General features: G+C 65.3%; 21 protein-coding genes. 7 read left to right on the forward strand and 14 right to left on the reverse strand.

All coding sequences use genetic code 11. The features are described 5' to 3' along the window. The first annotated feature begins 4 nt into the window (after positions 1-4). From I6F36_RS18595 to I6F36_RS18605, 3 genes are read left to right on the forward strand one after another with little or no spacing between them, the layout of a single operon-like run. Positions 5-742, forward strand: a complete 738-nt coding sequence (locus I6F36_RS18595) for an ABC transporter ATP-binding protein (RefSeq protein ID WP_225171917.1) — start codon at positions 5-7, stop codon at positions 740-742. Next, positions 739-1797, forward strand: a complete 1059-nt coding sequence (locus I6F36_RS18600; protein WP_225171918.1) for a Gfo/Idh/MocA family protein — start codon at positions 739-741, stop codon at positions 1795-1797. The genes I6F36_RS18595 and I6F36_RS18600 overlap by 4 nt, the downstream gene beginning before the upstream one ends. Then, positions 1794-3665, forward strand: a complete 1872-nt coding sequence (locus I6F36_RS18605; RefSeq protein ID WP_225171919.1) for a bifunctional sugar phosphate isomerase/epimerase/4-hydroxyphenylpyruvate dioxygenase family protein — start codon at positions 1794-1796, stop codon at positions 3663-3665. The genes I6F36_RS18600 and I6F36_RS18605 overlap by 4 nt, the downstream gene beginning before the upstream one ends. A gap of 172 nt (positions 3666-3837) precedes the next feature. On the opposite strand, the gene I6F36_RS18610 is transcribed toward I6F36_RS18605, so the two are convergent. Then, complete coding sequence (locus I6F36_RS18610; RefSeq protein ID WP_225171920.1) at positions 3838-5010, reverse strand: ABC transporter substrate-binding protein; 1173 nt, start codon at positions 5008-5010, stop codon at positions 3838-3840. Positions 5011-5332: 322 nt separating this feature from the next. Here I6F36_RS18610 and I6F36_RS18615 point away from each other — a divergent pair, with 322 nt between their 5' ends. Then, positions 5333-6595 (forward strand): NAD(P)/FAD-dependent oxidoreductase, encoded by a 1263-nt coding sequence (locus I6F36_RS18615; RefSeq protein WP_036001827.1) that lies wholly within the window; start codon positions 5333-5335, stop codon positions 6593-6595. A 216-nt stretch (positions 6596-6811) separates the two neighbouring features. Here I6F36_RS18615 and I6F36_RS18620 read toward each other — a convergent pair whose 3' ends face one another. Genes I6F36_RS18620 through I6F36_RS18630 form a run of 3 tightly spaced genes read right to left on the reverse strand, consistent with a single transcriptional unit; the run spans position 6812 to position 9613 of the window. Further along, positions 6812-8023, reverse strand: coding sequence for an ABC transporter substrate-binding protein (locus I6F36_RS18620; protein ID WP_128266029.1), 1212 nt, complete (start codon positions 8021-8023; stop codon positions 6812-6814). A gap of 46 nt (positions 8024-8069) precedes the next feature. Then, on the reverse strand, positions 8070-8393 hold the full coding sequence (locus I6F36_RS18625; protein WP_036001831.1) for a 2Fe-2S iron-sulfur cluster-binding protein: 324 nt from the start codon (positions 8391-8393) through the stop codon (positions 8070-8072). A gap of 11 nt (positions 8394-8404) precedes the next feature. Next, positions 8405-9613: a cytochrome P450 gene (locus tag I6F36_RS18630; RefSeq protein ID WP_225171921.1), complete on the reverse strand. Its 1209-nt coding sequence runs from the start codon at positions 9611-9613 to the stop codon at positions 8405-8407. Positions 9614-9696: 83 nt separating this feature from the next. On the opposite strand from I6F36_RS18630, the gene I6F36_RS18635 reads away from it, so the two are divergent. Next, positions 9697-10203, forward strand: coding sequence for a MarR family winged helix-turn-helix transcriptional regulator (locus tag I6F36_RS18635; RefSeq protein WP_225171922.1), 507 nt, complete (start codon positions 9697-9699; stop codon positions 10201-10203). Positions 10204-10548: 345 nt separating this feature from the next. Here the strand turns inward: I6F36_RS18635 and I6F36_RS18640 are convergent, their stop codons facing one another. Beyond that, the gene (locus tag I6F36_RS18640; protein ID WP_225171923.1) at positions 10549-12396 is read right to left on the reverse strand and encodes a feruloyl-CoA synthase; all 1848 of its coding nucleotides are present in this window, start codon (positions 12394-12396) and stop codon (positions 10549-10551) included. A 151-nt stretch (positions 12397-12547) separates the two neighbouring features. On the opposite strand from I6F36_RS18640, the gene I6F36_RS18645 reads away from it, so the two are divergent. Both I6F36_RS18645 and atzF read left to right on the forward strand, forming a co-directional pair. Then, positions 12548-13054, forward strand: coding sequence for a MarR family winged helix-turn-helix transcriptional regulator (locus tag I6F36_RS18645; protein WP_036001842.1), 507 nt, complete (start codon positions 12548-12550; stop codon positions 13052-13054). A 185-nt stretch (positions 13055-13239) separates the two neighbouring features. Next, positions 13240-15048: an allophanate hydrolase gene (gene atzF, locus I6F36_RS18650; RefSeq protein ID WP_225171924.1), complete on the forward strand. Its 1809-nt coding sequence runs from the start codon at positions 13240-13242 to the stop codon at positions 15046-15048. A gap of 15 nt (positions 15049-15063) precedes the next feature. Here atzF and I6F36_RS18655 read toward each other — a convergent pair whose 3' ends face one another. The 9 genes from I6F36_RS18655 to I6F36_RS18695 form a co-directional block, all read right to left on the reverse strand. After that, complete coding sequence (locus I6F36_RS18655) at positions 15064-15279, reverse strand: hypothetical protein (RefSeq protein ID WP_036042810.1); 216 nt, start codon at positions 15277-15279, stop codon at positions 15064-15066. Between the two features lie 100 nt (positions 15280-15379). Continuing rightward, positions 15380-16102 carry a GntR family transcriptional regulator gene (locus I6F36_RS18660; RefSeq protein WP_025033634.1) on the reverse strand — a complete coding sequence of 241 codons (723 nt, stop codon included), beginning with the start codon at positions 16100-16102 and terminating at the stop codon, positions 15380-15382. Then, positions 16099-16494 (reverse strand): oxalurate catabolism protein HpxZ, encoded by a 396-nt coding sequence (gene hpxZ, locus I6F36_RS18665; RefSeq protein ID WP_109142158.1) that lies wholly within the window; start codon positions 16492-16494, stop codon positions 16099-16101. The genes I6F36_RS18660 and hpxZ overlap by 4 nt, the downstream gene beginning before the upstream one ends. 1 nt (position 16495) lies before the next feature. Next, positions 16496-17890, reverse strand: a complete 1395-nt coding sequence (locus I6F36_RS18670) for an AtzE family amidohydrolase (protein WP_225171925.1) — start codon at positions 17888-17890, stop codon at positions 16496-16498. A gap of 4 nt (positions 17891-17894) precedes the next feature. Further along, entirely contained in the window at positions 17895-18074 is a 180-nt protein-coding gene (locus I6F36_RS18675; RefSeq protein ID WP_036001861.1) for a DUF4089 domain-containing protein, read from the reverse strand. A 26-nt stretch (positions 18075-18100) separates the two neighbouring features. Continuing rightward, complete coding sequence (locus I6F36_RS18680; protein ID WP_225140628.1) at positions 18101-19837, reverse strand: ABC transporter ATP-binding protein; 1737 nt, start codon at positions 19835-19837, stop codon at positions 18101-18103. A 94-nt stretch (positions 19838-19931) separates the two neighbouring features. Beyond that, positions 19932-20831: an ABC transporter permease gene (locus tag I6F36_RS18685; protein ID WP_025033639.1), complete on the reverse strand. Its 900-nt coding sequence runs from the start codon at positions 20829-20831 to the stop codon at positions 19932-19934. A 3-nt stretch (positions 20832-20834) separates the two neighbouring features. Further along, positions 20835-21848: an ABC transporter permease gene (locus tag I6F36_RS18690; RefSeq protein WP_225128435.1), complete on the reverse strand. Its 1014-nt coding sequence runs from the start codon at positions 21846-21848 to the stop codon at positions 20835-20837. A 218-nt stretch (positions 21849-22066) separates the two neighbouring features. Then, complete coding sequence (locus tag I6F36_RS18695; RefSeq protein WP_225128434.1) at positions 22067-23686, reverse strand: ABC transporter substrate-binding protein; 1620 nt, start codon at positions 23684-23686, stop codon at positions 22067-22069. Between the last annotated feature and the right edge of the window lie 137 nt (positions 23687-23823).

The raw sequence follows: 23823 nt of genomic DNA on the forward strand, positions 1-23823 counted from the left end.
CCTAATGAGCGATCCCATTCTCTCGGTCCACAATCTCGTCGGCGGCTACGGCAAGATGACGATCTTGAACGGCACGACGTTTGCCGTGCCGTCAGCCACGATCACGACGATCATCGGCCCGAACGGCGCCGGCAAATCGACGGTGTTCAAGGCCATCTTCGGCCTGCTCAAGCTGCGCGAAGGCAAGATCAGCTTCGCGGGCCGCGACGTCACCAATTTGAGCCAGCGCGCGCTGCTCAACGCCGGCATCTGCTACGTGCCGCAGGGCCGCAACATCTTTCCCGAGCTGTCGGTGCGCCACAATATCGAGCTCGGCGGCGTCGCCGCCGACAAGGGCCTCGACCTGCCCAAGCGGATCGAGTCGGCGCTCGACCTGTTTCCGGCATTGCGGCGCAAGTCCGCGCAGCAGGCCTCGACGCTATCAGGCGGCGAGCAGAAGCAGCTCGAGATCGCCCGCTCGCTGCTGCTCGAGCCGAAGCTGGTGCTGGTCGACGAACCTTCGATCGGCCTGTCGCCGCTGATGGTGCAGCAGACCTTCGACATCCTCAAAAGCTTGCGCGATCGCGGCGTCACCATCCTGATGATCGAGCAGAACGCGCGCTCGGCGCTGGAGATCTCCGACATCGGCATCGTGCTCGAGCTTGGCCAGACCCGCATGGTCGATGACGCCAGGCGCATTCTGAACGATCCGCGCATCGGGCAGCTCTTCCTCGGCGGCGCCATGGAGGAGAGTGCGGCATGAAGGCGAAGTTGCGGATCGCCGTGGCCGGCGCCGGCCTGATCGGCCGTCGCCATATCGAGTTGATCGAGTCCTCCGGGGATTGCGTGCTCGCCGGCATCGCGGACCCCTCGCCCGCCGCCAAGGACTATGCGCTGGCGCATGGCGTGCCCTGCTACGCAGACCATCGTGCCCTGCTCGCAGAAGAGAAGCCCGACGGCCTCATCATTGCATCGCCCAACACGCTGCACTTGCAGATGGCGCTCGACTGCGCCGAAGCCGGCGTGCCGGCTTTGGTCGAGAAGCCGGTGACCGAGACGGTTGCCACCGCGCAGCGCCTGTGCGCGGCGGTGAGACGCACCGGCGTACCGATGCTGGTCGGCCATCATCGGCGGCACAATCCCATCATCAAGTCGGCCCGCGAGGCCGTGACGAACGGAAAGCTCGGCCAGCTCACGGCCGTGGTCGGGCTATGGCTCCTTAGGAAGCCCGACGATTATTTCGAGGTCGCCTGGCGGCGCGAAGCAGGCGGCGGGCCGCTGCTGATCAATCTCATCCACGACATCGACAATCTCCGCTTCATCTGCGGTGAGATCGTCGAAGTGCAGGCGCTGACCTCGAACAAGGTGCGCGGCTTCGCGGTCGAGGACACCGCCGCGCTGCTGCTGCGCTTCGCCAACGGCGCGCTGGGCACGGTAACCGTGTCGGATGCGACGCCGGCGCCGTGGAGCTGGGAGCTCTCCTCAGGCGAGAACCCGGCCTATCCCAGGCAGGACCAGCCCTGCTACATCTTCGCAGGGACGGCGGGTTCGCTCTCCGTGCCGAACATGGAGCTGTGGTCATACGCAGAGCAGCCCGGCTGGTACGCGCCGCTGGCGCGCGCGACCATCGCGCCGCCCGCGTTCGATCCGCTGGTCGAGCAGCTCCGGCATTTCTGCGCAATGATTGCCGGCCGTGAACAACCGCTGATCTCGGTCGAGGACGCGATGGGAACGCTCGCCGTCGTCGAAGCCGTCAGCGCGGCCGCGCGTACCGGGCAAACGATCTCGCCGGGGCGGATCATGGAGCAGGCCGCATGAACAAGCGCTCGATCGCCACCGTCTCCCTCTCAGGCAGCCTCGACGAAAAGCTCCGCGCCATCGCCGCCGCGGGCTTCGATGCGGTCGAAATCTTCGAGAACGACCTGCTGTCGTTCGGCGCCGGCCCACGCGATATCGCGAAGATGTGCACGGACCTCAATCTCGAGATCTGTGCGTTCCAGCCGTTCCGCGATTTCGAAGGCATGCCGGAGCCGCAGCGCGCGCGCAACTTCGCCCGCGCGGAGCGGAAGTTCGATCTGATGCAGGAGCTCGGCACCGATCTGTTGCTGATCTGCTCCAACGTCTCACCCGCCGCGCTCGGCGGCATCGACCGCGCGGCTGACGATTTTCGCGAGCTTGGCGATCGCGCCGCGAAACGTCGTTTGCGCGTCGGCTATGAGGCGCTGGCCTGGGGCCGCCACGTCAACGATTATCGCGACGCCTGGGAGATCGTGCGCCGCGCCGATCATCCCGCGATTGGCGTCATCCTCGACAGCTTTCATGCGCTGGCACCTGGCTTTCCGACCCGCGCCATGGCCTCGATCCCCGGCGACAAGATCTTTCTGGTGCAGCTCTCCGACGCGCCAAGGCTCGAGCTCGACATCCTGTCATTGAGCCGGCACTTCCGCTCCTTCCCCGGCCAGGGCGACCTGCCGGTCGGCGCGTTCATGGCGGCGATCGCAGCGACCGGCTATGCCGGACCGCTGTCGCTGGAAATCTTCAACGACCAGTTCCGCGCCGGCTCGGCCGCACAGACCGCCGTCGATGGCCTGCGCTCGCTGATTCTGCTGGAGGACCAGCTCGCACCGGACTGGCCGAATTTCGCCGGCAAGGCGCTGGCCCCGAAGGCGAAGAGCCGCGGCACCGGCTTCATCGAATTTGCCGTGAACGAGAGCAAGGCCGGCGAGCTTGGCCGCCTGTTCTCACAGCTCGGCTTCCGCAGGACCGGCCAGCACCGCAGCAAGGCGGTGGAGCGCTGGTCGCAGGGCAAGGTCGAGCTCGTCATCAATTGCGAGACCGACGGCTTTGCGCATTCGCACTATGTCACCCACGGGCCCGGCGTCTGCGCCATCGCGCTCGACGTCGACGATGCCGGCCGCGCCATGCAGCGCGCCGAGACGCTGAAGGCGCGCACCTTCTACCAGCCGGTCGGACCGGGTGAACTCGAGATTCCCGCGATCCATGGCGTCGGCGGCAGCCTGCTCTATTTTCTCGACCAGGCCGGCAAGAACTGGAACACCGATTTCGAGCCTGTTGCAAGCGATTCAAGCGCCGATGCGCTGGTCGCGGTCGACCACATCGCGCAGTCGATGCCCTATGACGAGATGCTGACCTGGCTGTTGTTCTACACCGGCATTCTCGATCTGAAACGCCTGCCGCAGATGGAGATCGCCGACCCCAGAGGCCTCGTGCAGAGCCAGGCCGTCATCAACGCCGACCAGAGCCTGCGCTTCGTGCTCAACGGCTCCTCCGCCAACCGCACCCTGCCGGCACGCTTCATCTCGGAGTTCTTCGGCTCGGGCGTGCAGCATGTCGCCTTCGCGTGTCAGGATATTTTTGCGACCGTCGCCGCGATGCGCCGGCGCGGCGCGGGCTTCCTGGACATCCCCGACAATTACTACGACGACATCGAAGCCAAATACGATCTTTCGCCCGAACTGATGGCGCAGCTGCGCGCCAACCACATCCTCTACGACCGCGAAGGCGACGGCGAGTTCTTCCAGGTCTACACCCACATCTTCGACGAGCGCTTCTTCTTCGAGATCGTCGAACGCAGGAATTATCAGGGTTTTGGCGCCGCCAACGCCGGCATCAGGCTCGCAGCGCAAGCGCGCGAGGTGCGCCCGGCAAGCATGCCGAGGGTGTAGGCAATTCTGCTTCCCCTCTCCCCTTGCGGGAGAGGGTGGCTCGCCGCAAAGCGGCAAGACGGGTGAGGGGTCTCTCTCCTCACGGACAATCTTGCAAGGGGAGAGAACCCCTCATCCGGCGCTTCGCGCCACCTTCTCCCACAAGGGGAGAAGGGGCTACGTCGCTTGTGGCTCACTTCATCTTGCACTTCTCGTGGAAGCGATCCTGGTCGTTCTCGACGATGGTGGCGACGGTCTTCAAGGCGAGCTGGCCTTCGGAATCCTTGACCACGTCCTGCAGATAGAAGTTCTGGATCGGGATGTGGTTGTTGCCGAACTTGAACGCGCCGCGCACCGACTTGAAGTTGGCCTTCTCCATCTCGGCCTTCATCTCGTCCTTCTTGGAGGTGTCTCCCTTCACGGCGACGACGGCGCTGTTGATCAGGTTCGCGGCGTCATAGGACTGCGCGCCGTAGAAGGTCGGGCGCAGGCCGGGGTACTTCTTGCGGTAGTCGGCGACGAAGCGCTTGTTCTGCTCGTTGGGGAGGTCGTTGACCCATTGCTGCGCGCCGGGCACCCCGAGCGCGTTCTCCTTCTGGAGCGGCAGCGAGAGCTCGTCGATGGTGAAGGCGGTGTAGAGCGGCATCGTGCTCTTCAGCCCGGCCTGTGCATATTGGTTCAGGAATTGCACGCCAGCAGCACCCGGGTAGAACACGAAGATCGACTCGGCGCCGGAGGCACGCGCCTTGGAGAGCTCGGCGGAGAAGTCGAGCTGGCTCGGCCACACCGTATATTCCTCACCCACGACCTGACCCTTGAAGGTGCTCTTGACGCCGGCCAGCATGTCCTTGCCGGCGGCATAGTTCGGGCCGATCAGGAACACCGACTTGACACCCTTCTGGTTCATATAGGTGCCGACCGCCTGCGGGGTCTGGTCGTTCTGCCAGGAGGTCGAGAACACGTAAGGCGAGCACAGCTCGCCCGCGAGCTGCGACGGACCGGCATTGGCCGAGATCAGGAAGGTCTTCGAATCGACCGCGGTCTTGAGCGAGGCGAGCAGCACGTTCGACCAGATATAGCCGACGATGAAGTCGACCTTGTCGGACTGCACCAGCTTCTCGGTCTTCTGCTTGCCGACGTCGGGCTTCTGCCCGTCGTCCTCGTAGAGCACCTCGACCGGCTTGCCGCCCATCTTGCGGCCGAGATGATCGAGCGCGAGCTCGAACGAATTGCGCATGTCGTTGCCGATCACGGCGGTCGGGCCGCTGAAGGTCGAGACGAAGCCGATCTTGATGGTGTCTCCGGCGAATGCCTGATTTGCCAGCACCAGCGCCGCTGCGCCCGCCAGCCAGAATGCCGTCCTCATAACACTCCCTCCTTAATTATCGGTCCTGGAAGCGGGGTGATCGCCGCTCCAGGCCTGTCTCTATTGAACGCAAAATATGTCGCGCCGCCAATGGCTCAGCGCCCGCCCTGCACCATATTTCGCCCTGATCTGAGATGGCAAGAATTATAATTCTACTCACTTCGGCCGAGGCCGGCCCAGGGCCGGTCCGGGAGGCCGCGGCGCTTTTTCGAGCCGGATCGATACAGCGGGCCTATGCGACGATTGATGACCTCTATTGGACCGCGGCGCCCAATCCGCACTTAAATGAAGGCGAGCAGCAGCGAGATTCGAGGGTTAAATCATGGCCGCAAATCCCCATCGCGTCGTCATCGTCGGCGCCGGCTTCGGCGGGCTGGAGGCGACTTACCGGCTTGCGGGCGCTCCCGTCGAGATCACGCTGATCGACCGCCGCAATCATCATCTGTTCCAGCCCCTGCTTTACCAGGTCGCGACCGCCTCGCTCGCAACCAGCGAGATCGCCTGGCCGATCCGTCATCTCATGCGCGACCGGCGCGAGGTGACGACGCTGTTCGCCACCGTGAGCGGCGTCGATGCCGAACGACGCTGCGTGCTGATCGACGACGGCAGCGAGGTGCCCTACGACACGCTGGTGCTGGCCACGGGCGCGCGGCACGCCTATTTCGGCCACGATGAATGGGAGCAGTTCGCGCCCGGCCTGAAGACGCTGGAGGATGCGACCACCTTGCGCCGGCACATCCTGGTGGCGTTCGAGCGCGCCGAGCGCGAGATCGATCCAAAGCGGCGCGCGGCACGGCTGACCTTCGTGATCGTCGGCGCCGGCCCGACCGGCGTCGAGCTCGCCGGCACCATCGCCGAGATGGCGCATCACACCCTGCCCGCCGATTTCCGCAACATCGACACGCACAAGGCCCGCGTCGTACTGATCGAGGCCGGCCAGCGCGTGCTCGCCGGCTTTCCCGACGAGCTATCAGCCTATGCGCAGGCCTCGCTGGAAAAGATCGGCGTCGAGGTCGTGCTCGGGCAGGCCGTCACCGAGATCAATCGCGAGGGCGTCGTGTTCGGCGGCAAGCTGCTCGAGGCCAAGACACGGATCTGGGCCGCCGGCGTGCGCGCCTCGCCTGCTGCCGAATGGCTCGGCGCAGCGCACGATCGCGCCGGGCGCGTGCTGGTCGAGGCCGACCTCACCATATCAGGCCATCCCGAGATCTTCGCGATCGGGGATACCGTCAGCATCAACGCCTGGGACGGCAAGCCGGTGCCCGGCATCGCGCCGGCCGCCAAGCAGCAGGGCCGTCACGTCGCGGAGACCATCAAAGCGCGCCTGCGCGGCGCTGCAGCGGGTCCGTTCCGCTATAAGCATTCCGGTAACCTCGCGCAGATCGGCAAGCGGCTCGCAATCATCGATTTCGGCAAGATCAAGCTGCGCGGCACCATCGCGTGGTGGATCTGGGGCATCGCCCACATCTACTTCCTGATCGGCCTGCGCCACCGCCTCAGCGTCGCGCTGAGCTGGCTGTGGATCTACGCGCGAGACCAGCGCGCAGCGCGGTTGATCACGCAGGGGTCGAGCAAGGTGGTGTAGTCTTACTTCCTTCTCCCCTTGTGGGAGAAGGTGGCATAGGCGGCCTTCGGCCGCCGTTCTTAAGAACGCCGAAGCGAGCTTCGGCTACGGCGCCGGATGAGGGGTTCTCTCAACTCTCGCGATTGTTCGTGAGGAGAGAGACCCCTCACCCGGCTTCGCTTCGCGAAGCCACCCTCTCCCACAAGGGGAGAGGGTGCAATTGCGCGCTCGCCGCTCCTACTTCACCAGCTCGCATCCGCCCTCCGCCAGCGGGCGGAACGCCTGGTCTGCGGGAATCGTCGCGACCAGCTTGTAATAATCGTACGGATATTTCGACTCCTCCGGCTTCTTCACCTCAAACAGGTACATCGGATGCACGACGCGACCGTCCTGACGGATCGCGGTGTCGCCGAACAGCTTGTCCTTGCCCTTGAACTTCTTCATCTCGGGCACGACCTGCTTGGCATTGTCGCTGCCGGTGGCGGCGACGGCGTTGAGATAAGCGAGCGTGGAAGCATAGACTCCGGCCTGATTGCCGCTCGGCATCTTGCCGTTCATGCCGGGCCGTGCAGCAAAACGCTTGGCGAACGCGCGGGTATCATCGTTCATGTCCCAGTAGAAGGCTTCCATGAGCTGGAGGCCCTGCGCGACCTTGATGCCCATGCCGTGAACGTCGTTGATGAAGAGCAGGAAGGCGACGAGCTTCTGCCCACTCTGCTGGATGCCGAATTCGGCGGCCTGTTTCACCGCGTTGATGGTGTCGCCGCCTGCATTGGCGAGCCCGATGACCTGCGCCTTCGAGCTTTGCGCCTGCAGCAGGAAGGACGCGAAATCGGAGGTGCCGAGCGGATGCTTGGACGAGCCGATCACCTTGCCGCCGTGACCCTCGATGTATTTCTGCGCCTCCGCCTCGATGCCCTTGCCGAGCGCGTAATCGACCGTGAGGAAATACCAGTCCTTGCCGCCGCGCGACACCATGGCGGCTGCGGTGGTGTTGCCGGTCGCCCAGGCATCGTTGACCCATTGGATGGTGTTGGGCGAGCACGCTTTGCCGGTCAGGTCCGAGCTCGCCGTCGATGACGCCAAGAAGGTCATGCGGCTGTCGCGCAAAAGCGCGTTGATGGAAAGACCGACGGCCGAGTTCGGCACGTCCACGATCGCGTCGACGCCTTCGACGTCAAGCCATTTGCGCGCGATGGCGTTGCCGACATCGGCCTTGTTCTGGTGATCGGCATAGACGATCTCGACCTTGATGCCCTTGCCGCCGCCGTTGAAATCCTCCGCCGCCATCCGCGCGGCCTCGACCGAGCCCATGCCATTGGTGTCCTGGAAGATGCCGGAGATGTCGTTGAGCACGCCGACGCGCACGACATTGTCCGATATTTCGGCGCTCGCCGCGCCGGTCACCAAGCTCGCAGCCAGCGCGAGCGTCCACTTCAGATGTTTCATCATTCCCTCCCTGTTTGATATTTTGAAGATCCGACGGCTTGGCAGATCAGACCTGCCGCTCTGGCAACTTCAGGACGAGCCCATCGAGATCGGGCGTGATCGTGATCTGGCAGGACAGCCGGCTCGTCGGTCGCCGCTCAGCGGCGGTGCCGTCGAGCAGCGCATCCTCGTCGTCGGCCATCGCAGGCAGGCGCGCGAGCCAGCTCTCGTCGACATAGACATGGCAGGTCGCGCACATCGCGTTGCCGCCGCATTCGGCCAGAATGCCGTCGAGGCCGTGACGGGTCGCGGCCTGCATGACGCTCTCGCCGCCCGCGGTCTCGACGCGATCGGACTTGCCGTCGGGATGGATGAAGGTAATGGCAGGCATCAAGCTCCTCGTCAGGCCGGGGTGATCGTCACAGGCAGGCTGTCGAGCCCGCGCAGCGTGTTGTTGAAACGGCGCTTCGGCTCGCCCGTGATCTCGATTCTCGCGATGCGGCGCGCCAGCGCCGTCAGCATCACCTCGCCTTCGAGGCGGGCGACGAGCTGGCCGACGCACATGTGGATGCCGGAGCCGAAGCCGACATGGCCGGAGGTGCGGCGGGTGATGTCGTAGCGGTCGGGGTCGTCCCAGCGCCTTGGATCGCGGTTGGCGGCGGCAAGGAACATCAGCACCTTCTCGCCCTCACCGATTCGCGCACCGGAGAGCTCGACCTCACGGGTGGTGGTGCGGAAGAAGGTCTGCACCGGGCTCTCGAAGCGCACGGCCTCCTCGAAGGCACCGCGCGCGAGCGTGAGGTCGTCGCGCAGCCGCTGCCATTGATCGGGAAAGCGCGCGAGGCAATACACCGCAGCGCCGATGCCGTTGACCGTCGTGTCGAGTCCGGCCGACAGCAGCGAGCGCACCAGCAGCGGCGCTTCGGTGGGCGTGATGGCGCCCTCGTCGACCTGTGCATGGATGCAGGCGCCGAAGCCGCCGGGCGCCAGATTCTCGCGCTGGCACTGCTCGGCGACATAGGCCTGATGCGGCGCCGATCGTTCGATCGCCTGCTGGCGCAACTGGTTGGGTGGGCCGAACGCGTTGAATACCACGCTTGCGTAGGGAATCAGATGCTCGCGCCCTTCCGGTTTCAGGCCCAGCGCATCTGGAAAGATCGACAGAGGATAGGCCTCGGCGAGATCCGCGATCGCATCGAAGCTGCGCATCTGCAGCAGGGCATCGACACGCGCCTCGGCCGCCTCGGCAAAGCGGTCACGGACCTGCTTCATCACGGTCGGCGACAACACTTTTGACAGGACGGCGCGGGTGCGGGTGTGCGCCGGCGGATCGGCCTCGAGGATCAGGCTCGGCGGTCGCCACGGCGCCTCCTTCTTGAAGTCGGAAAGGCCGACGCCGCGGCTGGAGCAGAAGGTTGCGGGATCGTTCAGCACAGCGTGGACCTCGGCATAGCGCGCCACGCCATAGACGTTCCACTTGTCGAGATAGACCACGGGGCCGGCTTCCCGCAGCAGCTCATGCGCCGGATAGGGGTCGGCAAAAAAGCTCATGTCGAAGGGGTCGACGTCGAGATGCGGGACGCCCGATCCCGCAGCACCGGATGCGGTCATGGAAGACCTCCCTCATTTTGATCTTGTGAAAGGGCGGCGCATGCCCTTAGGTCTTTGGGCCCGCCGCGAGTCAGAAACCCGATATGCCGCCGTCTTCGACCAAAGCCCGCCACAAGCCCGCGCCCCATGATGCAGGGCCGACGCTCGATCTCGACCGTTACGTCCCGGCGTTCATCACCTTCATCGCCAACAAGCTGTCGAACAGCGCGACCGCGTTCTATCAGCGCGAGTTCGGTGTCAACGTCACCGAATGGCGGATCATGTCGCTGCTGGCGATCGAACCCGGCATTCCCGCCTCGCGCATCTGCCACGTCATCGGCTTCGACAAGGGGCCGGTGAGCCGGACGCTTGCCGGCCTCGAAAAGCGCGGGCTGGTGTCGATCCGCACCGACCCGAACGACGGCCGCACCCACTCGATCTCGATGACGGCAAGGGGCCGCGCCACCCATGACAAGGTGATCGTCGCTGCGTTCGAACGCGAGCGGCGGCTGTTGTCCTGCCTCAGTAAGGACGAACGCGAGGTGCTGATCGATCTCTTGCGCCGGCTGCACGAAAATCTCGGCGCGGTGACCGGCAGCATCGACACTTGACGGGTCGTGCCCGGCGCGCAAGCTCCCGTCACTCCCGATCATGCGCCGGCATTTGCCGACGGCACCCCTTCTGCCGCGCATTGCTTCCTCCAGAAAAGAACGCGGCGGTTCGCCCGCCGTCATCCCTGTCTGGAACGGTTCGCACAAATTAGTTGCTTAGGCAACAAAAGAATCGGCAGGATATTGCGACAGGGTTGTTGGCGTATCCCACTCGTCATTCCGGGGCGCGCGTAGCGCGAACCCGGAATCCATCGTGCACCACCCCTACGGTGAAATGGATTCCGGGCTCGCGCCAAGAGGCGCGCCCCGGAATGACAGCGGAATATGGCGTCGCTAACTCGGCCTTTACAATCCGATCCACTCTCCCGACGCGTCATCGTTCAGCCGCGCCACCGCATCGGCGCGGCCCGTCAGCACGGCGCGCTGGTTGATGTAGCCCTTGTCGGTGATCTCGCCGCCGTCGACCGACGGTGGCTCGGCGAGCAGCAGCGCGCGGGTGGCGTGACCGGAGGAGTTGGCGCTCTGCTGTTTCAGCTTCGCCAAACCCTGCGCGATGGCGCTGCGGACCTTGTCGTGCGCCAGCACGTCGCTGGCCGCCGCCGTTTCGGGCAGGCCGGCATGGGCGCGGCAGGCGGCAATATTCGGGAACACCAGGAAGCGCACCTCGTCGCCGCCGTGACCGGCGACGACGATGTCCTGCGCCAGCGGCGCCAGCGCGGCGATGCCGGCAACGCGCAAGCCGCCGACGCTGACCCAGGTGCCGGAATTGAGCTTGAAGTCTTCGGCAACGCGGCCGTCGAAGAACAGGCCGCGCTCGGGGCGCGCGCTATCGGCAAGCTTCACCGCATCTCCGATCAAGTAAAAGCCCTCCTCGTCGAACGCTTGCCTGGTCAGCTCGGGTGCCTTCCAATAGCCGGGCGTGACGTTGGGGCCGCGCACCCGCACCTCCAGCTTGTCGCCGGAGGTGACGAGCTTCAGCTCGGTGCCGGGAATGGGCACGCCGATGTTGCCGGAGCGCTCGGCGAGAAAATGACAGTCGGTGGCGAGCGGTGAGGTTTCCGTCGAGCCCCAGGCCGAGACCATCGGCAGCTTGCGGCCGACCGTCTCGAGTGAGAGCTCTTCGAGAGCATCCCACAGATTCTGCGGCAGCGCGGCCCCGGCATAGAAGGCGAATTTCACCTCGCCGAAGAAGCGGCGGCGCAATTCCTCGTCGCTGCGCAGTGCCGCGATCAGCATGTCGAAGCCGCGCGGCACGTTGAAATAGACCGTCGGCATCACGCTTCTAAGGTTGGCGAGCGAGGTCGCGAACAGGCCGGGCGCGGGCTTGCCGCCATCGATGTAGAGCGCGCCGCCGTTGCGCAGCACGAGGTTGAAATTGTGGTTGGCGCCGAAGGTGTGGCTCCAGGGCAGCCAATCGAGAATGACGAGATCGCGGCTCCGTTCGAGGAAGGTCCAGGTCTGCGCCTTGGCTTGCTGGCTCGACGTCAGCATGCGCTGGGTGTTGATGACGGCTTTCGGCGTGCCCGTCGAGCCCGAGGTGAACAGGAATTTCGCGATCGTATCAGGCGTGAGTGCCGCAAAGGCTCTTGCGACGTCGGCCGTCTCGGGGGTGGCCGCAACGGCGCGGAACGCGAGCACCTCAGTGTCATCGGCATTGCCGCTGATGATCTGCGCGCTGTGCAGCGGCTCGATGGCAGCCAGCGCCGGTGCGAACGGCTGAAGCGCAGAGACGTAGATCGCGCCAGGATCGAGCAGCGCGATCATGCTCTTGAGCTTGTCGAAATCCTTGGACATCAGCGAATAGGCCGGCGAGATCGCCGCCGAGGGCACGCCGACATGCTGGGCGGCGAGCGCGAGCAGCGCATGATCGATGCTGTTGTCCGAGAGGATCGCGACGGGGCGGTCCGCGCTGAGCCCTTGTGCCAGGACCCAGGACGCGGCGGCGCGCACCTTGCGAAGCGCCTGCGCATAGGTGACGGTGGTCCAGGGCATTTCGACATTGCCGCGCTCGGCCAGGAAGATCGCATCCGGCCTTTGCTGCGCCCATTGCTCCAGCCAATCGCCGGTGCAGCGCGCAGTCTCGCCGAGAGGCTCGGGCGAGCGCAGAACGATGCTGCCGTCGGGCCGATGCTCCGCGACGGTCCTTGGGACTGCGAACAGGCCTGCAACGTCACCATGTGAGGCGGCTGTCATGTGTTTCCTCCTCCATCCCGGTTTACAGGATCGGCGCAGCCTCGTTCCGGGCCGCTTTGGTCATAATGTTGGGCGTGGCAATTGTTGTCGTCAACAACAATCTTTCGCTCTTGGCCCAAGGGCGCTAGGGTTGCGCGACAGGAGACACGACGTGACAGCCACAGCATCCCGGGCCCACGGCCGCCACGCCCCACGCAAGCGCGCCGGCAACGGCGCGGCACCAGGCGATGGCGCCGACGGCGTCGGCCTCGACGCGCTGGTCGGCCACGCCGGCTATGCAGTGCGGCGCTTCCAGATCTGGATCTTTCAGGACTTCATCAAGACGCTCGGCGAGGTCGACATCAGGCCGACGCAATATTCGGTGCTGACCGTGATCGGCGCCAATCCGGGCCTGTCGCAGATGGCGGTGGCAAAACGCCTCGGCATCGAGCGCGCCCGGCTGGTGCACCTGCTCGACGGCCTCGAACAGCGCAAGCTGGTGAAGCGGATCAAGTCGAAGCAGGACCGGCGCTCGCATGCGCTGCACCTCACTGCGCAGGGCGAGACGGCGCTGACGAAATTCAAGCGGCTCGCGGCCGAGCACGAGCGGCACGTCGAGGCGAAGATCGGCAAGGAGAACCGGGCACAGCTGCTCCGGATCCTCTCCGGCTTCACCTGAGCCCGGCTGCCTATGATTTGGGCAGATAGGTCCCTGAGGCGACCGGCCGGGCGCCGGCCGAAATGTCCCCCAAGCCACTGATCGCACGATAAGATCCGGCACGATCATCCTGCCCGGATTCTGTACACAATGGCACATCGCTTGCTTCGCTCCGGGCGAAGTCGAATTGCCGGAGTTTTGCCGCCATGGGGGCCGAGCAGCCTGAAACGATCGCCGCGATTGTGGCCGCGCACCGCGCGGGTCGGTCTTCGCCGGCAGAGACCGTCGCGCGGACCTATCAGCGCATCCGCGACTACGACGATCCCGCCGTGTTCATCAGCCTGCGCGACGAGAAGGACGCGATCGCGGAAGCGGAGAAGCTCGCGGCCCGCGCGGATGCTGCCAGCCTGCCGCTTTACGGCGTGCCGGTCGCAGTGAAGGACAATATCGACGCGCTCGGCTTTCCGACGACAGCGGCCTGCCCGGCTTTCTCCTACAGGCCCACGCACGACTCGACCGCCGTCGAGCGCCTGCGCGCAGCGGGGGCGATCATCATCGGCAAGACTAATCTCGACCAGTTCGCGACCGGCCTCGTCGGCGTCCGCTCGCCCTACGGCATTCCCCGGAATTCGATCCGCGAGAATCTCATTCCCGGCGGCTCGAGCTCGGGCTCGGCCACTGCGGTCGGCGCCGGGCTCGTGCCGTTGTCGCTCGGCACGGATACCGCCGGCTCGGGCCGCGTGCCGGCGATGCTGAATAACATCGTGGGGCTGAAGCCGAGCCTCGGCATGATCTCCACCGCAGGCCTGGTGCCGGCCTGCCGCACGCTCGACTGCATCTCGGTGTTCGCACTGACCGTGGACGATGCCGCACTCGCGCTGTCGGTGATGGCCGGCCCCGACCAGGCCGATCCATTCTCGCGCGACCGGCCGTTCGGCGCGATCACGCCGATGCCGGCAAACCTGCGCTTGGGTGTGCCGCGCAACGGCCAGCTGATCTTCTTCGGCGACAAGAAAGCGGAAGCCGCCTACAACGATGCGCTGAAGCGATGGACCGCGCTCGGGGCAAAGCTGGTCGAGTTCGACCTCGAGCCGTTCTACGAGACGGCGCGGCTGCTCTATGAGGGCCCCTGGGTCGCCGAGCGTTACCTCGTGATCAAAAACCTGCTGGCGTCCGCGCCAGACACGATCCACCCCGTCACGCGGGAGATCACCGCGGCCGGCGCGCGGCTGACCGCGGCGGAAACCTTCTCGGCGCTCTATCGCCTGCAGGGCCTGCGCAAGATCGCCGAGCGCACGTTCGCCAACATCGACGCGCTGGTGCTGCCGACGGCGCCGACGGCCTATACGACCGCGCAGGTGCTGGCCAATCCGATCGAGCTCAACAGCCGGCTCGGCACCTACACCAATTTCGTGAACCTGCTCGACCTCTGCGGTCTCGCCGTGCCGGCTGCGATGCGCAGCGACGGAATTCCGTTCGGCATCACTCTGCTGGCGCCCGCAGGGCGCGACGCGCTGCTCGCGAGCATCGGCCGGGTGTTCCATGCCGATACCAAACTGACGGTCGGCGCGAAAGGTGTGGCACAGGCCCCGCTCGCGCCACTGCCCGCAAGCAATGGCGATGAAATCCCGATTGCGGTGGTCGGCGCGCATCTCACTGGCATGGCGCTGAACGGCGAGCTGACGGCGCTGAACGGAAAGCTGATCGAGGCGACGAAGACCGCGCCCGACTACAAGCTCTATGCGCTCAAGACGACGCCGCCGAAGCCGGGCATGCTGCGCGTCGAGGCCGGCCAAGGCGCTGCCATCGAGCTGGAGATCTGGTCGTTGTCGTCGTCCGCCTTCGGCAAGTTCGTCAACGCGATTCCCGCGCCCATGGCGATCGGCACGATCAGGCTCGCCGACGGCCGCAGCGTGAAGGGATTTTTGGTCGAGCCGGAAGTGCTGGGCGAAGCTCGCGACATCACCGCCTATGGCGGCTGGCGGAAGTTTATGGCTGAAGCTACAACGGCGTAGACAGCGACCGGGGCCTCACACCGACTTGCGCCAGGCGGCTTCGTTCTTCTTCTCGTAGTCGTCGAACGCCTTGACGAGGCCGGACAGCACCTCTGCGGACGTTTCGAACATCGCGGTGAGCTGGGGCTCGTCGACCTTGCGGATGTCTTCGCGCAGATGCGTCACCGTCTCCTGTAGACGCTGCTTCATCTTCTGGGTGTGATGGCGGGGATCTTTCTCGGAGGAGGCCATGGTGTATTCTCCTTATCGGATCGATGGGAGGAAACGATCGGTGCAAAGCCGGGTTCCTGAGAACCGACGCCTCTCCTTCACCTCGTGGTGAACACGCAACTCACACCGACACCGCGTAGATCTCGTACTCCCCGCGCACCAGCTCGATATGCGCGCGCATGGCGGCGGCGGCGCCCTGCTTGTCGCCGCGCATGATGGCGACGACGACGCGGTCGTGCTCGGCTTGCGATTTGGCGAGGCGGCCGAGGTTGCGGAACTGGGCGCGGCGGAACGGCTGCACGCGCACGCGGGTCGCGAGCGTGATCTCGGCGATGTAGCCGTTCTGCGAGCCGGCGTAGATCGCGTTGTGGAAGCGCTCGTTGACCTCGTGGAAGCGCTCGGGATTGCCGGTGTAGCTCAGCACCCGCAGCTCCTCGTGGACGGCCTCGAGGCCATGACGCTCCGCCGCCGACATGCGTTCGGCGGCAAGACCGGCGCACAAGGCCTCGAGCTCCGCCATGGCCTCGAACATGCCTTTCAGCCGCTCGACGGATGGCCGCGCCACCACGGCGCCGCGATGCGGCCGCGCCTCGACGAGGCCGCTCGCCACCAATTGGCGCAGTGCCTCGCGTACCGGCGTGCGCGAGACGTTGAAGCGCCGCGCGATGTCGGTCTCGTCCAGCGGCGAGCCCGGTGCCAGCGTTCCCCGCACGATCTCGTCGGCAAGCTGCAGCCGCAGCTCCTCGGCGCGCGTGACCTTCAGCAGCGACGGCGATGCACGGTCGACGCGCGGCACCACCGGCTCGGCCGGCAATGCGCCCTGCGGAAGATCATCAAGCGTCATACGGTCTCTTTCGGCTCGTCGATGATGCTGACATGAGCGGCGACGACGCGCCAGCCCTCCGGGAAACGTATCCACGTCTGCATCTGCCGGCCGACCTTGCCGGGAGCCGTATCGCGATAGAACAAGGTGGACGCCACGGCCGTGTCGCGGCCATAGCTGGTGATCACGGTTTTGGCGGTGCGGCGGTTCAGCCCGACCGGCGAACGGCCGGCGCGGAAACCGGAGATTGCCTCGTAGCCATAGAGGTTCTCGCCGATGCCGTAGCGCAAGGTGCGCGGATCGTTGCGGAAGAGCTCGCCGAGCACGGCGACGTCGTTGCTGACGAGGGCTTGCTCATAGCGCTCGAACGCGGCTTTGACTTCCGCGATCACCTCGGGGAGATCGATCTGCATCTTAGAACCCTCTCGGCGCGGGCGCAGCGACGACGCCCATCTTCTCCAATGCGTGCGCGACGCGCAGCGCGATGTCCTCGCGCCAGGGCGCACAAATGATCTGCACGCCGATCGGCAGCGGCTCGAGCGGCACGGGGACCGCGACCACCGGCAGGCCGATGAAGGAGATCGGCTGGGTGTGGATGCCGATATTGGCGCGCACCGGCAAATCGACGCCGTCGAGATTGAAATTGACCTGGCCGAGCTTCGGCGCGGTGCAGGGCGTCGCCGGCGCCAGCAGCACGTCGACCGACCGAAAGATCTCGGCAAGCTGCGCGCGATACCAGCGGCGGAATTTCTGGGCGCGGTCGACCAGCGGGGCCGGCACCATGGCGCCCGCGATCAGCCGGTCGCGCACCGCCGGGTCGAAATCGCCAGGGCGCTTGCGCAGGCGATCGAGATGGAGCGAAGCGCCTTCAGTGGTGGTGATGACATAGGCGGCGGCACGGGCGCGCGATGCTTCGGGAACATCCACCACTTGCGTTGCGCCCAGCGCCTTGGCGACGCGGCTGACGGCTTCGACCGCTTCCGGAAACACGTTCTTCTGGAAGTGGCCGCCGGCGATCGCAACGCGCAGGCCGGAGATGGACTCATCGAGCAGCGGCGTGACGGGCTCTAACCCCCGCGTGGTGCAGGCGCCGTCGTCGGCATCCGGACCCTGCATCGCGTCATAGGCGAGCGCGAGATCGGCGACGGAGCGCGCGAACGGGCCGAGATGATCGAGGCTCGCCACGAACGGGAAGGAGCGCGCACGTGACAGCCGGCCATAGGTCGGCTTCAGGCCGAAGATGCCGCAGAAGGACGACGGCACGCGGATCGAGCCGTTGGTGTCGGAGCCGAGCGCGATCGGCACCAGCGCGCCGCCGACGGCGCTGCCGGAGCCGCCGGAGGAGCCGCCGCTCATCCGGGTGGTGTCGTGCGGATTGCGCGAGGGACCGTCGTGGATGTTCTCGCCCGTGAAATCGTAGGCATATTCGCCCATGTTGAGCGCACCGACGAGAACGGCTCCGGCCGCCTCCATCCGCTCGATCAAGATCGCATCGCGTCTGGCGGGCGCGAGGTCGCGGTTGATCTTCGATCCGGCGCGCGTTGGCAGGCCCGCGACATCGAACAGGTTCTTGACGGCGAAGGGGACGCCGGCGAGCGGACCGACTTTCCTGCCCGCGGCGATGTCGGCATCGATCGCGCGCGCTTTCGCCCGGGCTCGTTCGGCGGTGACGTCGGTGAAGGAATTGAGGATGCCGTCATGATGCTCGATGCGCGCGAGCGCAGCTTCAGTGGCATCGAGCGCGGACATCTTGCGCCCCGCAACCGCACTTGCGATCTCGGAGGCCGTCATCTCTGGCTTGGCGGACATGGCGTCAGGCCGTGAAGATCGGCGCCGGCTCGGTCTCGTCCGGCAGCGCGAATTCGTCGACCAGACGGCCAAGCCGCAACGAGACCTCGAGGTTGGCGCGCACGGCAGGCCGCCAGGCCTCCTCGATCGGCAGCGCCAGCGCCTTCGATACGGCGTCGATATAGTCGTCCAGGGGTTCGGCCATCACGCTCTCAAGCAATCAGTGCAGTCTTAGTGTGTCGGCAACGGCGGATGCGGGATCGCCGTCAGCAGCTCCTTGGTGTAGTCGTCCTTGGGATCGCCGAGAACCTGCTCGGAAGAGCCCTCCTCGACGATCCGTCCGGTCCGCATCACAATGACACGATCGCACAACAAGCGCACCACGTTCAAATCATGCGAGACGAACAGATAACTCATACCTAGCCTCGCCTTGAGGTCCTGCAGCAGGTTGAGGACGACAGCCTGCACGGAGACGTCCAGCGCCGCGGTCGGCTCGTCCAGGATGACGAGCTTGGGATGCAGCGCGATCGCCCGGGCGATACCGACGCGGGCCTTCTGGCCGCCGGACAATTGATGCGGGAAGCGGTCGAGCAGATTGTGCGGCAGCCCGACCATGGTGGCGAGTTCCTCGCAGCGGGCGCGGAGCGCGTCGCGGCCCTTGATATCGCCAAGCTGCATGATCGGGTCGGCGATCGCGCGCGCGGCGGTGAAGCGCGGGTTGAGGCTGTCGGTCGGGTCCTGGAACACCATCTGGATGCGGCTGCGCTGCGGCAGCCGGGCGAAGGCGGCAGGCTGAATGCCGCCGATGTCCTCGCCGTCGAACTGGATCAGGCCGGAGGTCTGGTCGAGCAGGCGCATCACCATCATCGACGTGGTCGATTTGCCGCAGCCGGATTCGCCGACCAGACCGACGCTCTCGCCATGACCGATCGCAAAGCTGATGCCGTCGACGGCGCGGAACACGTCGGGCTCGACGGGAGGCTTGCGGCCGAACAGCTTGCCGAGCACGGCGGTCGCGCCCTGGCGGGGATATTCCTTGACGAGCTTTTCAACGCGGAGGAGGAGCTGATCGCTCTTCCCTTCGCTTTGAGAAGCGTGCTGGTCAGGCGCGGCGACAAGGGATGCAGATGTGGCTGCGCCCTCCTCGTCCGGCAGCAGATCGCGCAAGCTCACCCCGAGCCGCGGCGTCGCGCGCATCAGCTTCTTGGTGTAGGGGTGCTGAGGGTTGGCAAAAATGTCGGCAGCCGTGGCGGTCTCGACGACGCGGCCCTTCTCCATCACGACGACGCGGTCGCAATAGGCGGCAGCGAGGCCAAGATCGTGCGTGATCAGGATGGTCGACATCGCGCGGCGTTTCGTCAGCTCGACGATCAGGTCCATCACCGCCTTCTGCGTGGTGACATCCAATCCGGTCGTCGGCTCGTCGGCGATGAGCAGCTGCGGATTGCAGGCCAGCGCGAGCGCGATGACGACGCGCTGGCACATGCCGCCCGACAGCTCGAACGGATAGGCGTGATACCGCTCGCGTGGGCGGGCGATCTTAACCTGCTCGAGCGCCTCGATCGCCTTCTCGCCGTGGTCGGCGACCTGGGCCTGCTGCACATGGGTGCGCAGCACGTCCTCGATCTGGTCGCCGACTTTACGGATCGGGTTCAGAGCGGCGCGCGGGTTCTGGAAGATCATCGAGACTTCGCGGCCGCGCAAGTCCCGCATCTGGTCTTCGGTCGCCGCCTTGACGTCGATGCCGGAGAACATCACCGAGCCCTCGGCGATCTTGCCGGCGCGGTCGAGAATGCGCATCACCGCGTAGGATGTCACCGACTTGCCGGAGCCGGATTCGCCGACGATGGCGAGCGTCTCGCCCTTGGCGACGGAGATGTTGACGTGCTGCACCGCCTTGACGATGCCGCGGCGGGTGGTGAATTCGACCGTGAGGTCCTGGACGTCGAGCAGCGGCTGGGCGGTCATGCCGGTCTCCCGCCGTTCAAAAGTTCAAAAACAACCCCATGCACAGTAGAATGGCGACTGAAATCATTGGAGAATTTCTGACGTACGTCTGCCATCACGTTCTCCGCTGCGGGTCGACGATGTCGCGCAGGCCGTCGCCGAGGAGGTTGAAGCAGAACACGGCGATCATCAGGGCAAGGCCGGGGAAGAGCGCGATCCACCATTCGCCCGACACCATGAAGCCCGCGCCTTCGGCGACCATGATGCCCCATTCGGCGGTCGGCGGACGGACGCCGAGGCCGATGAAGGAGAGGCCGGCGGCGTTGAGGATGGCGTAGCCCATGGTCAGCGACATCTGCACGATCATGATCGGCATGATGTTCGGCAGGATATGCACCAGGAGGATGCGGAACTCGCCGTTGCCTGACAGACGCGCGGCCTGCACGAAGCCGGCATTGCGGCGGACATTGGCTTCCGCGCGCGCGACGCGGGCATAGAGCGGGAAGTTCACGATCGCGGTGGCCAGGATGATGTTCTGCACGGTGTTGCCGAGCGCGGCGACGATGCCCATCGCCAGCACGAACAGCGGGAAGGCCATGATGGTATCGGCGATGCGGCCGACGACGCGGTCGGTCCAGCCGCCGAAATAGCCGGCCGCAATGCCGGCAAGGCCGCCCATCAGGAACACCAGCGCGACCGAAGCGATCGCGATGAAGAAGTCGAGGCGCGTGGCGACGATGACGCGGCTGAAGATGTCGCGCCCCAGCTGGTCGGTGCCGAACCAGTGCGCCGCCGACGGCGGTTTCAACGCAGCCGCGGTGTCGGAGGCGAGCGGATCGTACGGCACCACGTAAGGGCCGAACAGCGCGGCGAACACGATGATCAGGAGCAGCGCAAAGGCAAAACCCGTGACCTTGTTCTCGCCGAGGACATAGCGGGTCTGCTCAAGCACCGCGACGAGGCCTGACGTGCGGGCGGGGCCGACAGGTTCAACAGCAGGCGCTACGGAGCTCATAGCCTAGCCCTCCAACCGCACGCGCGGGTCGATCACGCCGTACAAGATGTCGATGATCAGATTGAGCAGCACGTACATCACCGCCATGGTCAGCACGAAACCCTGCACCGGCGCGAAGTCCGAGGAGATCAGCGCCTCCACCGCGTAGGAGCCGATGCCCGGCCATGCGAACACTTTCTCGACCAGCACGTTGGCGCCCAGCAGGAACGAGAACACCATGCTGAGCGTGGTGATGACCGGTAGCATCGCGTTGCGGAACGCGTAGGTGACGATCACGGTTGCCGGCGACAGGCCGCTGGCGCGCGCGGTGCGGACGAATTCGGATGCGAGCACCGCGAGCATCGACGCGCGCGTCATGCGCGCGATCGGCGCCAGCGAGAAGATTGCGAGCGTCGTTGCGGGAAGAATGAGCTGGCTCAGCGCCGAGCGGAACGCCTCGAGATCGCGCGCGATCAGGGTGTCGATCAGATAGAAGCCTGTCACCGTCGGCGGCGCGCTGTAGAACACGTCGAGACGGCCGAGCGGCGCCGGCGACCAGCCGAGCCGGAAGTAGAAGACATAGACCAGCACGAGGCCGGTGAAGAACACCGGCAGCGACACGCCGGCCGTGGTCGTGACCCGGCAGAGATGGTCGATCCATGATCCCGGCCGCGTTGCCGCCAGCACGCCGAGCGGAATGGCGATCGCAACGGACACGAACAGGCCGAGCAGCGTCAGCTCGGCTGAGGCCGGCAGGCGGTTGCGGATCTCGGTCGCGACCGGCTGGCCCGTCGTCAGCGAGTTGCCGAAATCGCCGTGCGCGAGATCGTTGGCATAGCGGAAGAACTGTTCGACCAGCGGCTTGTCCAAGCCGAGTTTTTTCCGGATCTGCTCGACGGCTTCCTTGGTCGCGGCGGGGCCGGCGAAGTATGCCGCGGGATCGCCCGGCAGCGCGCGCGTCAGCAGGAAGGTGACGATGACGACGCCGATCAGCGAGGGAATCGCGAACATCAGGCGCTTGCCGATCATGGTCAGCATAGCAACCTCCTTCCGCATTCCGATTGGGAACAAGCTCGCACGGCTTGCGCCGCTGCGCCCCCTCTCCCCTTGTGGGAGAGGGTTGGGGTGAGGGGTAGCGACAAACGAGATCGGAGTTCGTGGCTACCCCTCACCCGTCTCGCCGCTACGCGGCGAGCCACCCTCTCCCACAAGGGGAGAGGGAATGAGAGAGGCGTGCGCACCTCACTCATGACCCCTTACCCCTTCGCCATCGCGCGATAATCGAGCCTGCGGTGGAACCAGTATTGGTAGCCGCTGATGTTCTTCTGCATCGCGACGTTGACGAAGGGCTGGTAGAGCGGGATGCGCGGGACGTCGGCGAAGGCGAGATCGACGAAGCCCTTCACGTCGGCATCGTAAGCGGCCTTGTCGCCGGTGGCGGCCGCCGTGCGCGCACCGTCGATGAACTTGTCCATCGCCGCCGACTTGTAGCTCATGGTGTTGAAGACAGAGTTGTTGCCGTGATAGCACCAGTAGAAGAAGTACTCGGGGTAATCGAGCCAGCCCGAGAACACGTTGGTGAACAGCGGCATCTCCTTCTTGTTGAGCTCGGTGCGCCAGTTGGCGCCTGGCACCTTGTTGATGGTGGTCTTGATGCCGAGCTGGGCGAGGCTCTCCTGCACGAGGATGCAGAGCGGTTCGTTGACGCCGGCGAAGTTGAGATCGAACGAGATCGTGGTCTCGAAGCCGTTGGCGTAACCGGCTTCAGCCAGCAGGGCCTTCGCCTTCTCCATGTCGGTGTTGTACTTGTGCGGCTGCGGCCAGGCGACTTCGGTGGCCTTGTCCTTTGCGCCGAACATGGGATTGCCGAGACCGAACAGCACGGCGTCCATGATCTTCTGGTACGGCAACGCATAGGCGATGGCCTGTCGCACCTTGACGTTATCGAACGGCGGCTTGGTGACGTTCATGCCGATATACTGGATGCCGTTGGAGAACGGCAGCGACACCACGTTGAGCTTGCCGTTCGCCTTCATCTCCTGGAAATCCTTGAACGGCAGCTCATAGGAGATGTCGGCATCGCCGCGCTCGAGCAGTGCACGGCGGTTGCCGGCCTGCGGCACCATGCGCCAGATCACGCGCTTGATCTTGGGAAGCGGACCGCCGACCCAATCCTCATTGCGCTCCATGATCACTTCGGTGCCGGCGGTCCACTTCGTCACCTTGTAGGCGCCGGAGCCGGCGGTCTGCTGTTTTGTAAACTCGAGGCCCCAGGGATCCTTCTCGCTGGCATTCTTCTTCACCAGCTCGGAATTGACGATGCAGGGCACGATCACGGCGAGATCGGGGATCGTCAGCTTGTCCTTCTTCAGGAAGTCGACGCGCACGGTGTGATCGTCGACCACGACGAATTGCTCGGCCTTGGTGAGCGAACCCGCGCTCATCTGGAAGGTCGGGAAGCCGCCGACGCTGACGGCGCGGTCGAGCGACCATTTCACGTCTTTCGCGGTAACAGGCGCGCCGTCGTGGAATTTGGCGTTCTTCTTCAGCTTGAAGGTGACCGACATGTCGTCGACCTTGAAATCCTCGGCGAGCTCGCCCTTGAACTTGTCGCGGTCGTAATAGGGCACGCCGCCGGGACCGCTCTTCATCTCGTGGCTGATCAGGCGGTCGTAGCAATTCCAGGAGACTTCATAGCCGGGCACGTTGGTGCCGATGCCATGGATGTCGAGATTGTTCGGGCCGCCTTCGGAAACGATCAGCAAGGTCTCCGAGCGGGCATCGGCCTTGGCCGGGGAGATCACGGACGGCATGGCCGGGAGCGCCGCGCCAGCGGCCAACCCGGAAACGGATTTGAGGAAATCGCGGCGCTTCATGAAATCGCTCCAACACAAAGTTTTTAGCTGGAACTGGATTCGCAAGGTTTGTGCCAAGGCTTAACGGAAGACTAAAGTCCATCTAAGCCGCTGATATCACAAATTATTCCTGTTCTCAGCACTCTGCACCGCAACGC

The sequence above is a fragment of the Bradyrhizobium sp. BRP19 genome (assembly GCF_020194195.1).
In the GTDB taxonomy this organism is placed as follows: domain Bacteria; phylum Pseudomonadota; class Alphaproteobacteria; order Rhizobiales; family Xanthobacteraceae; genus Bradyrhizobium; species Bradyrhizobium yuanmingense.

What these genes read in the sequence shown, in the direction of transcription:
- I6F36_RS18595 (WP_225171917.1), top strand. Translation starts at nt 5, where the DNA reads ATGAGCGATCCCATTCTCTCGGTCCACAATCTCGTCGGCGGCTACGGC.
- I6F36_RS18600 (WP_225171918.1), top strand. Translation starts at nt 739, where the DNA reads ATGAAGGCGAAGTTGCGGATCGCCGTGGCCGGCGCCGGCCTGATCGGC.
- I6F36_RS18605 (WP_225171919.1), top strand. Translation starts at nt 1,794, where the DNA reads ATGAACAAGCGCTCGATCGCCACCGTCTCCCTCTCAGGCAGCCTCGAC.
- I6F36_RS18610 (WP_225171920.1), bottom strand. Translation starts at nt 5,010, where the DNA reads ATGAGGACGGCATTCTGGCTGGCGGGCGCAGCGGCGCTGGTGCTGGCA.
- I6F36_RS18615 (WP_036001827.1), top strand. Translation starts at nt 5,333, where the DNA reads ATGGCCGCAAATCCCCATCGCGTCGTCATCGTCGGCGCCGGCTTCGGC.
- I6F36_RS18620 (WP_128266029.1), bottom strand. Translation starts at nt 8,023, where the DNA reads ATGAAACATCTGAAGTGGACGCTCGCGCTGGCTGCGAGCTTGGTGACC.
- I6F36_RS18625 (WP_036001831.1), bottom strand. Translation starts at nt 8,393, where the DNA reads ATGCCTGCCATTACCTTCATCCATCCCGACGGCAAGTCCGATCGCGTC.
- I6F36_RS18630 (WP_225171921.1), bottom strand. Translation starts at nt 9,613, where the DNA reads ATGACCGCATCCGGTGCTGCGGGATCGGGCGTCCCGCATCTCGACGTC.
- I6F36_RS18635 (WP_225171922.1), top strand. Translation starts at nt 9,697, where the DNA reads ATGCCGCCGTCTTCGACCAAAGCCCGCCACAAGCCCGCGCCCCATGAT.
- I6F36_RS18640 (WP_225171923.1), bottom strand. Translation starts at nt 12,396, where the DNA reads ATGACAGCCGCCTCACATGGTGACGTTGCAGGCCTGTTCGCAGTCCCA.
- atzF (WP_225171924.1), top strand. Translation starts at nt 13,240, where the DNA reads ATGGGGGCCGAGCAGCCTGAAACGATCGCCGCGATTGTGGCCGCGCAC.
- I6F36_RS18655 (WP_036042810.1), bottom strand. Translation starts at nt 15,279, where the DNA reads ATGGCCTCCTCCGAGAAAGATCCCCGCCATCACACCCAGAAGATGAAG.
- I6F36_RS18660 (WP_025033634.1), bottom strand. Translation starts at nt 16,102, where the DNA reads ATGACGCTTGATGATCTTCCGCAGGGCGCATTGCCGGCCGAGCCGGTG.
- hpxZ (WP_109142158.1), bottom strand. Translation starts at nt 16,494, where the DNA reads ATGCAGATCGATCTCCCCGAGGTGATCGCGGAAGTCAAAGCCGCGTTC.
- I6F36_RS18670 (WP_225171925.1), bottom strand. Translation starts at nt 17,890, where the DNA reads ATGTCCGCCAAGCCAGAGATGACGGCCTCCGAGATCGCAAGTGCGGTT.
- I6F36_RS18675 (WP_036001861.1), bottom strand. Translation starts at nt 18,074, where the DNA reads ATGGCCGAACCCCTGGACGACTATATCGACGCCGTATCGAAGGCGCTG.
- I6F36_RS18680 (WP_225140628.1), bottom strand. Translation starts at nt 19,837, where the DNA reads ATGACCGCCCAGCCGCTGCTCGACGTCCAGGACCTCACGGTCGAATTC.
- I6F36_RS18685 (WP_025033639.1), bottom strand. Translation starts at nt 20,831, where the DNA reads ATGAGCTCCGTAGCGCCTGCTGTTGAACCTGTCGGCCCCGCCCGCACG.
- I6F36_RS18690 (WP_225128435.1), bottom strand. Translation starts at nt 21,848, where the DNA reads ATGCTGACCATGATCGGCAAGCGCCTGATGTTCGCGATTCCCTCGCTG.
- I6F36_RS18695 (WP_225128434.1), bottom strand. Translation starts at nt 23,686, where the DNA reads ATGAAGCGCCGCGATTTCCTCAAATCCGTTTCCGGGTTGGCCGCTGGC.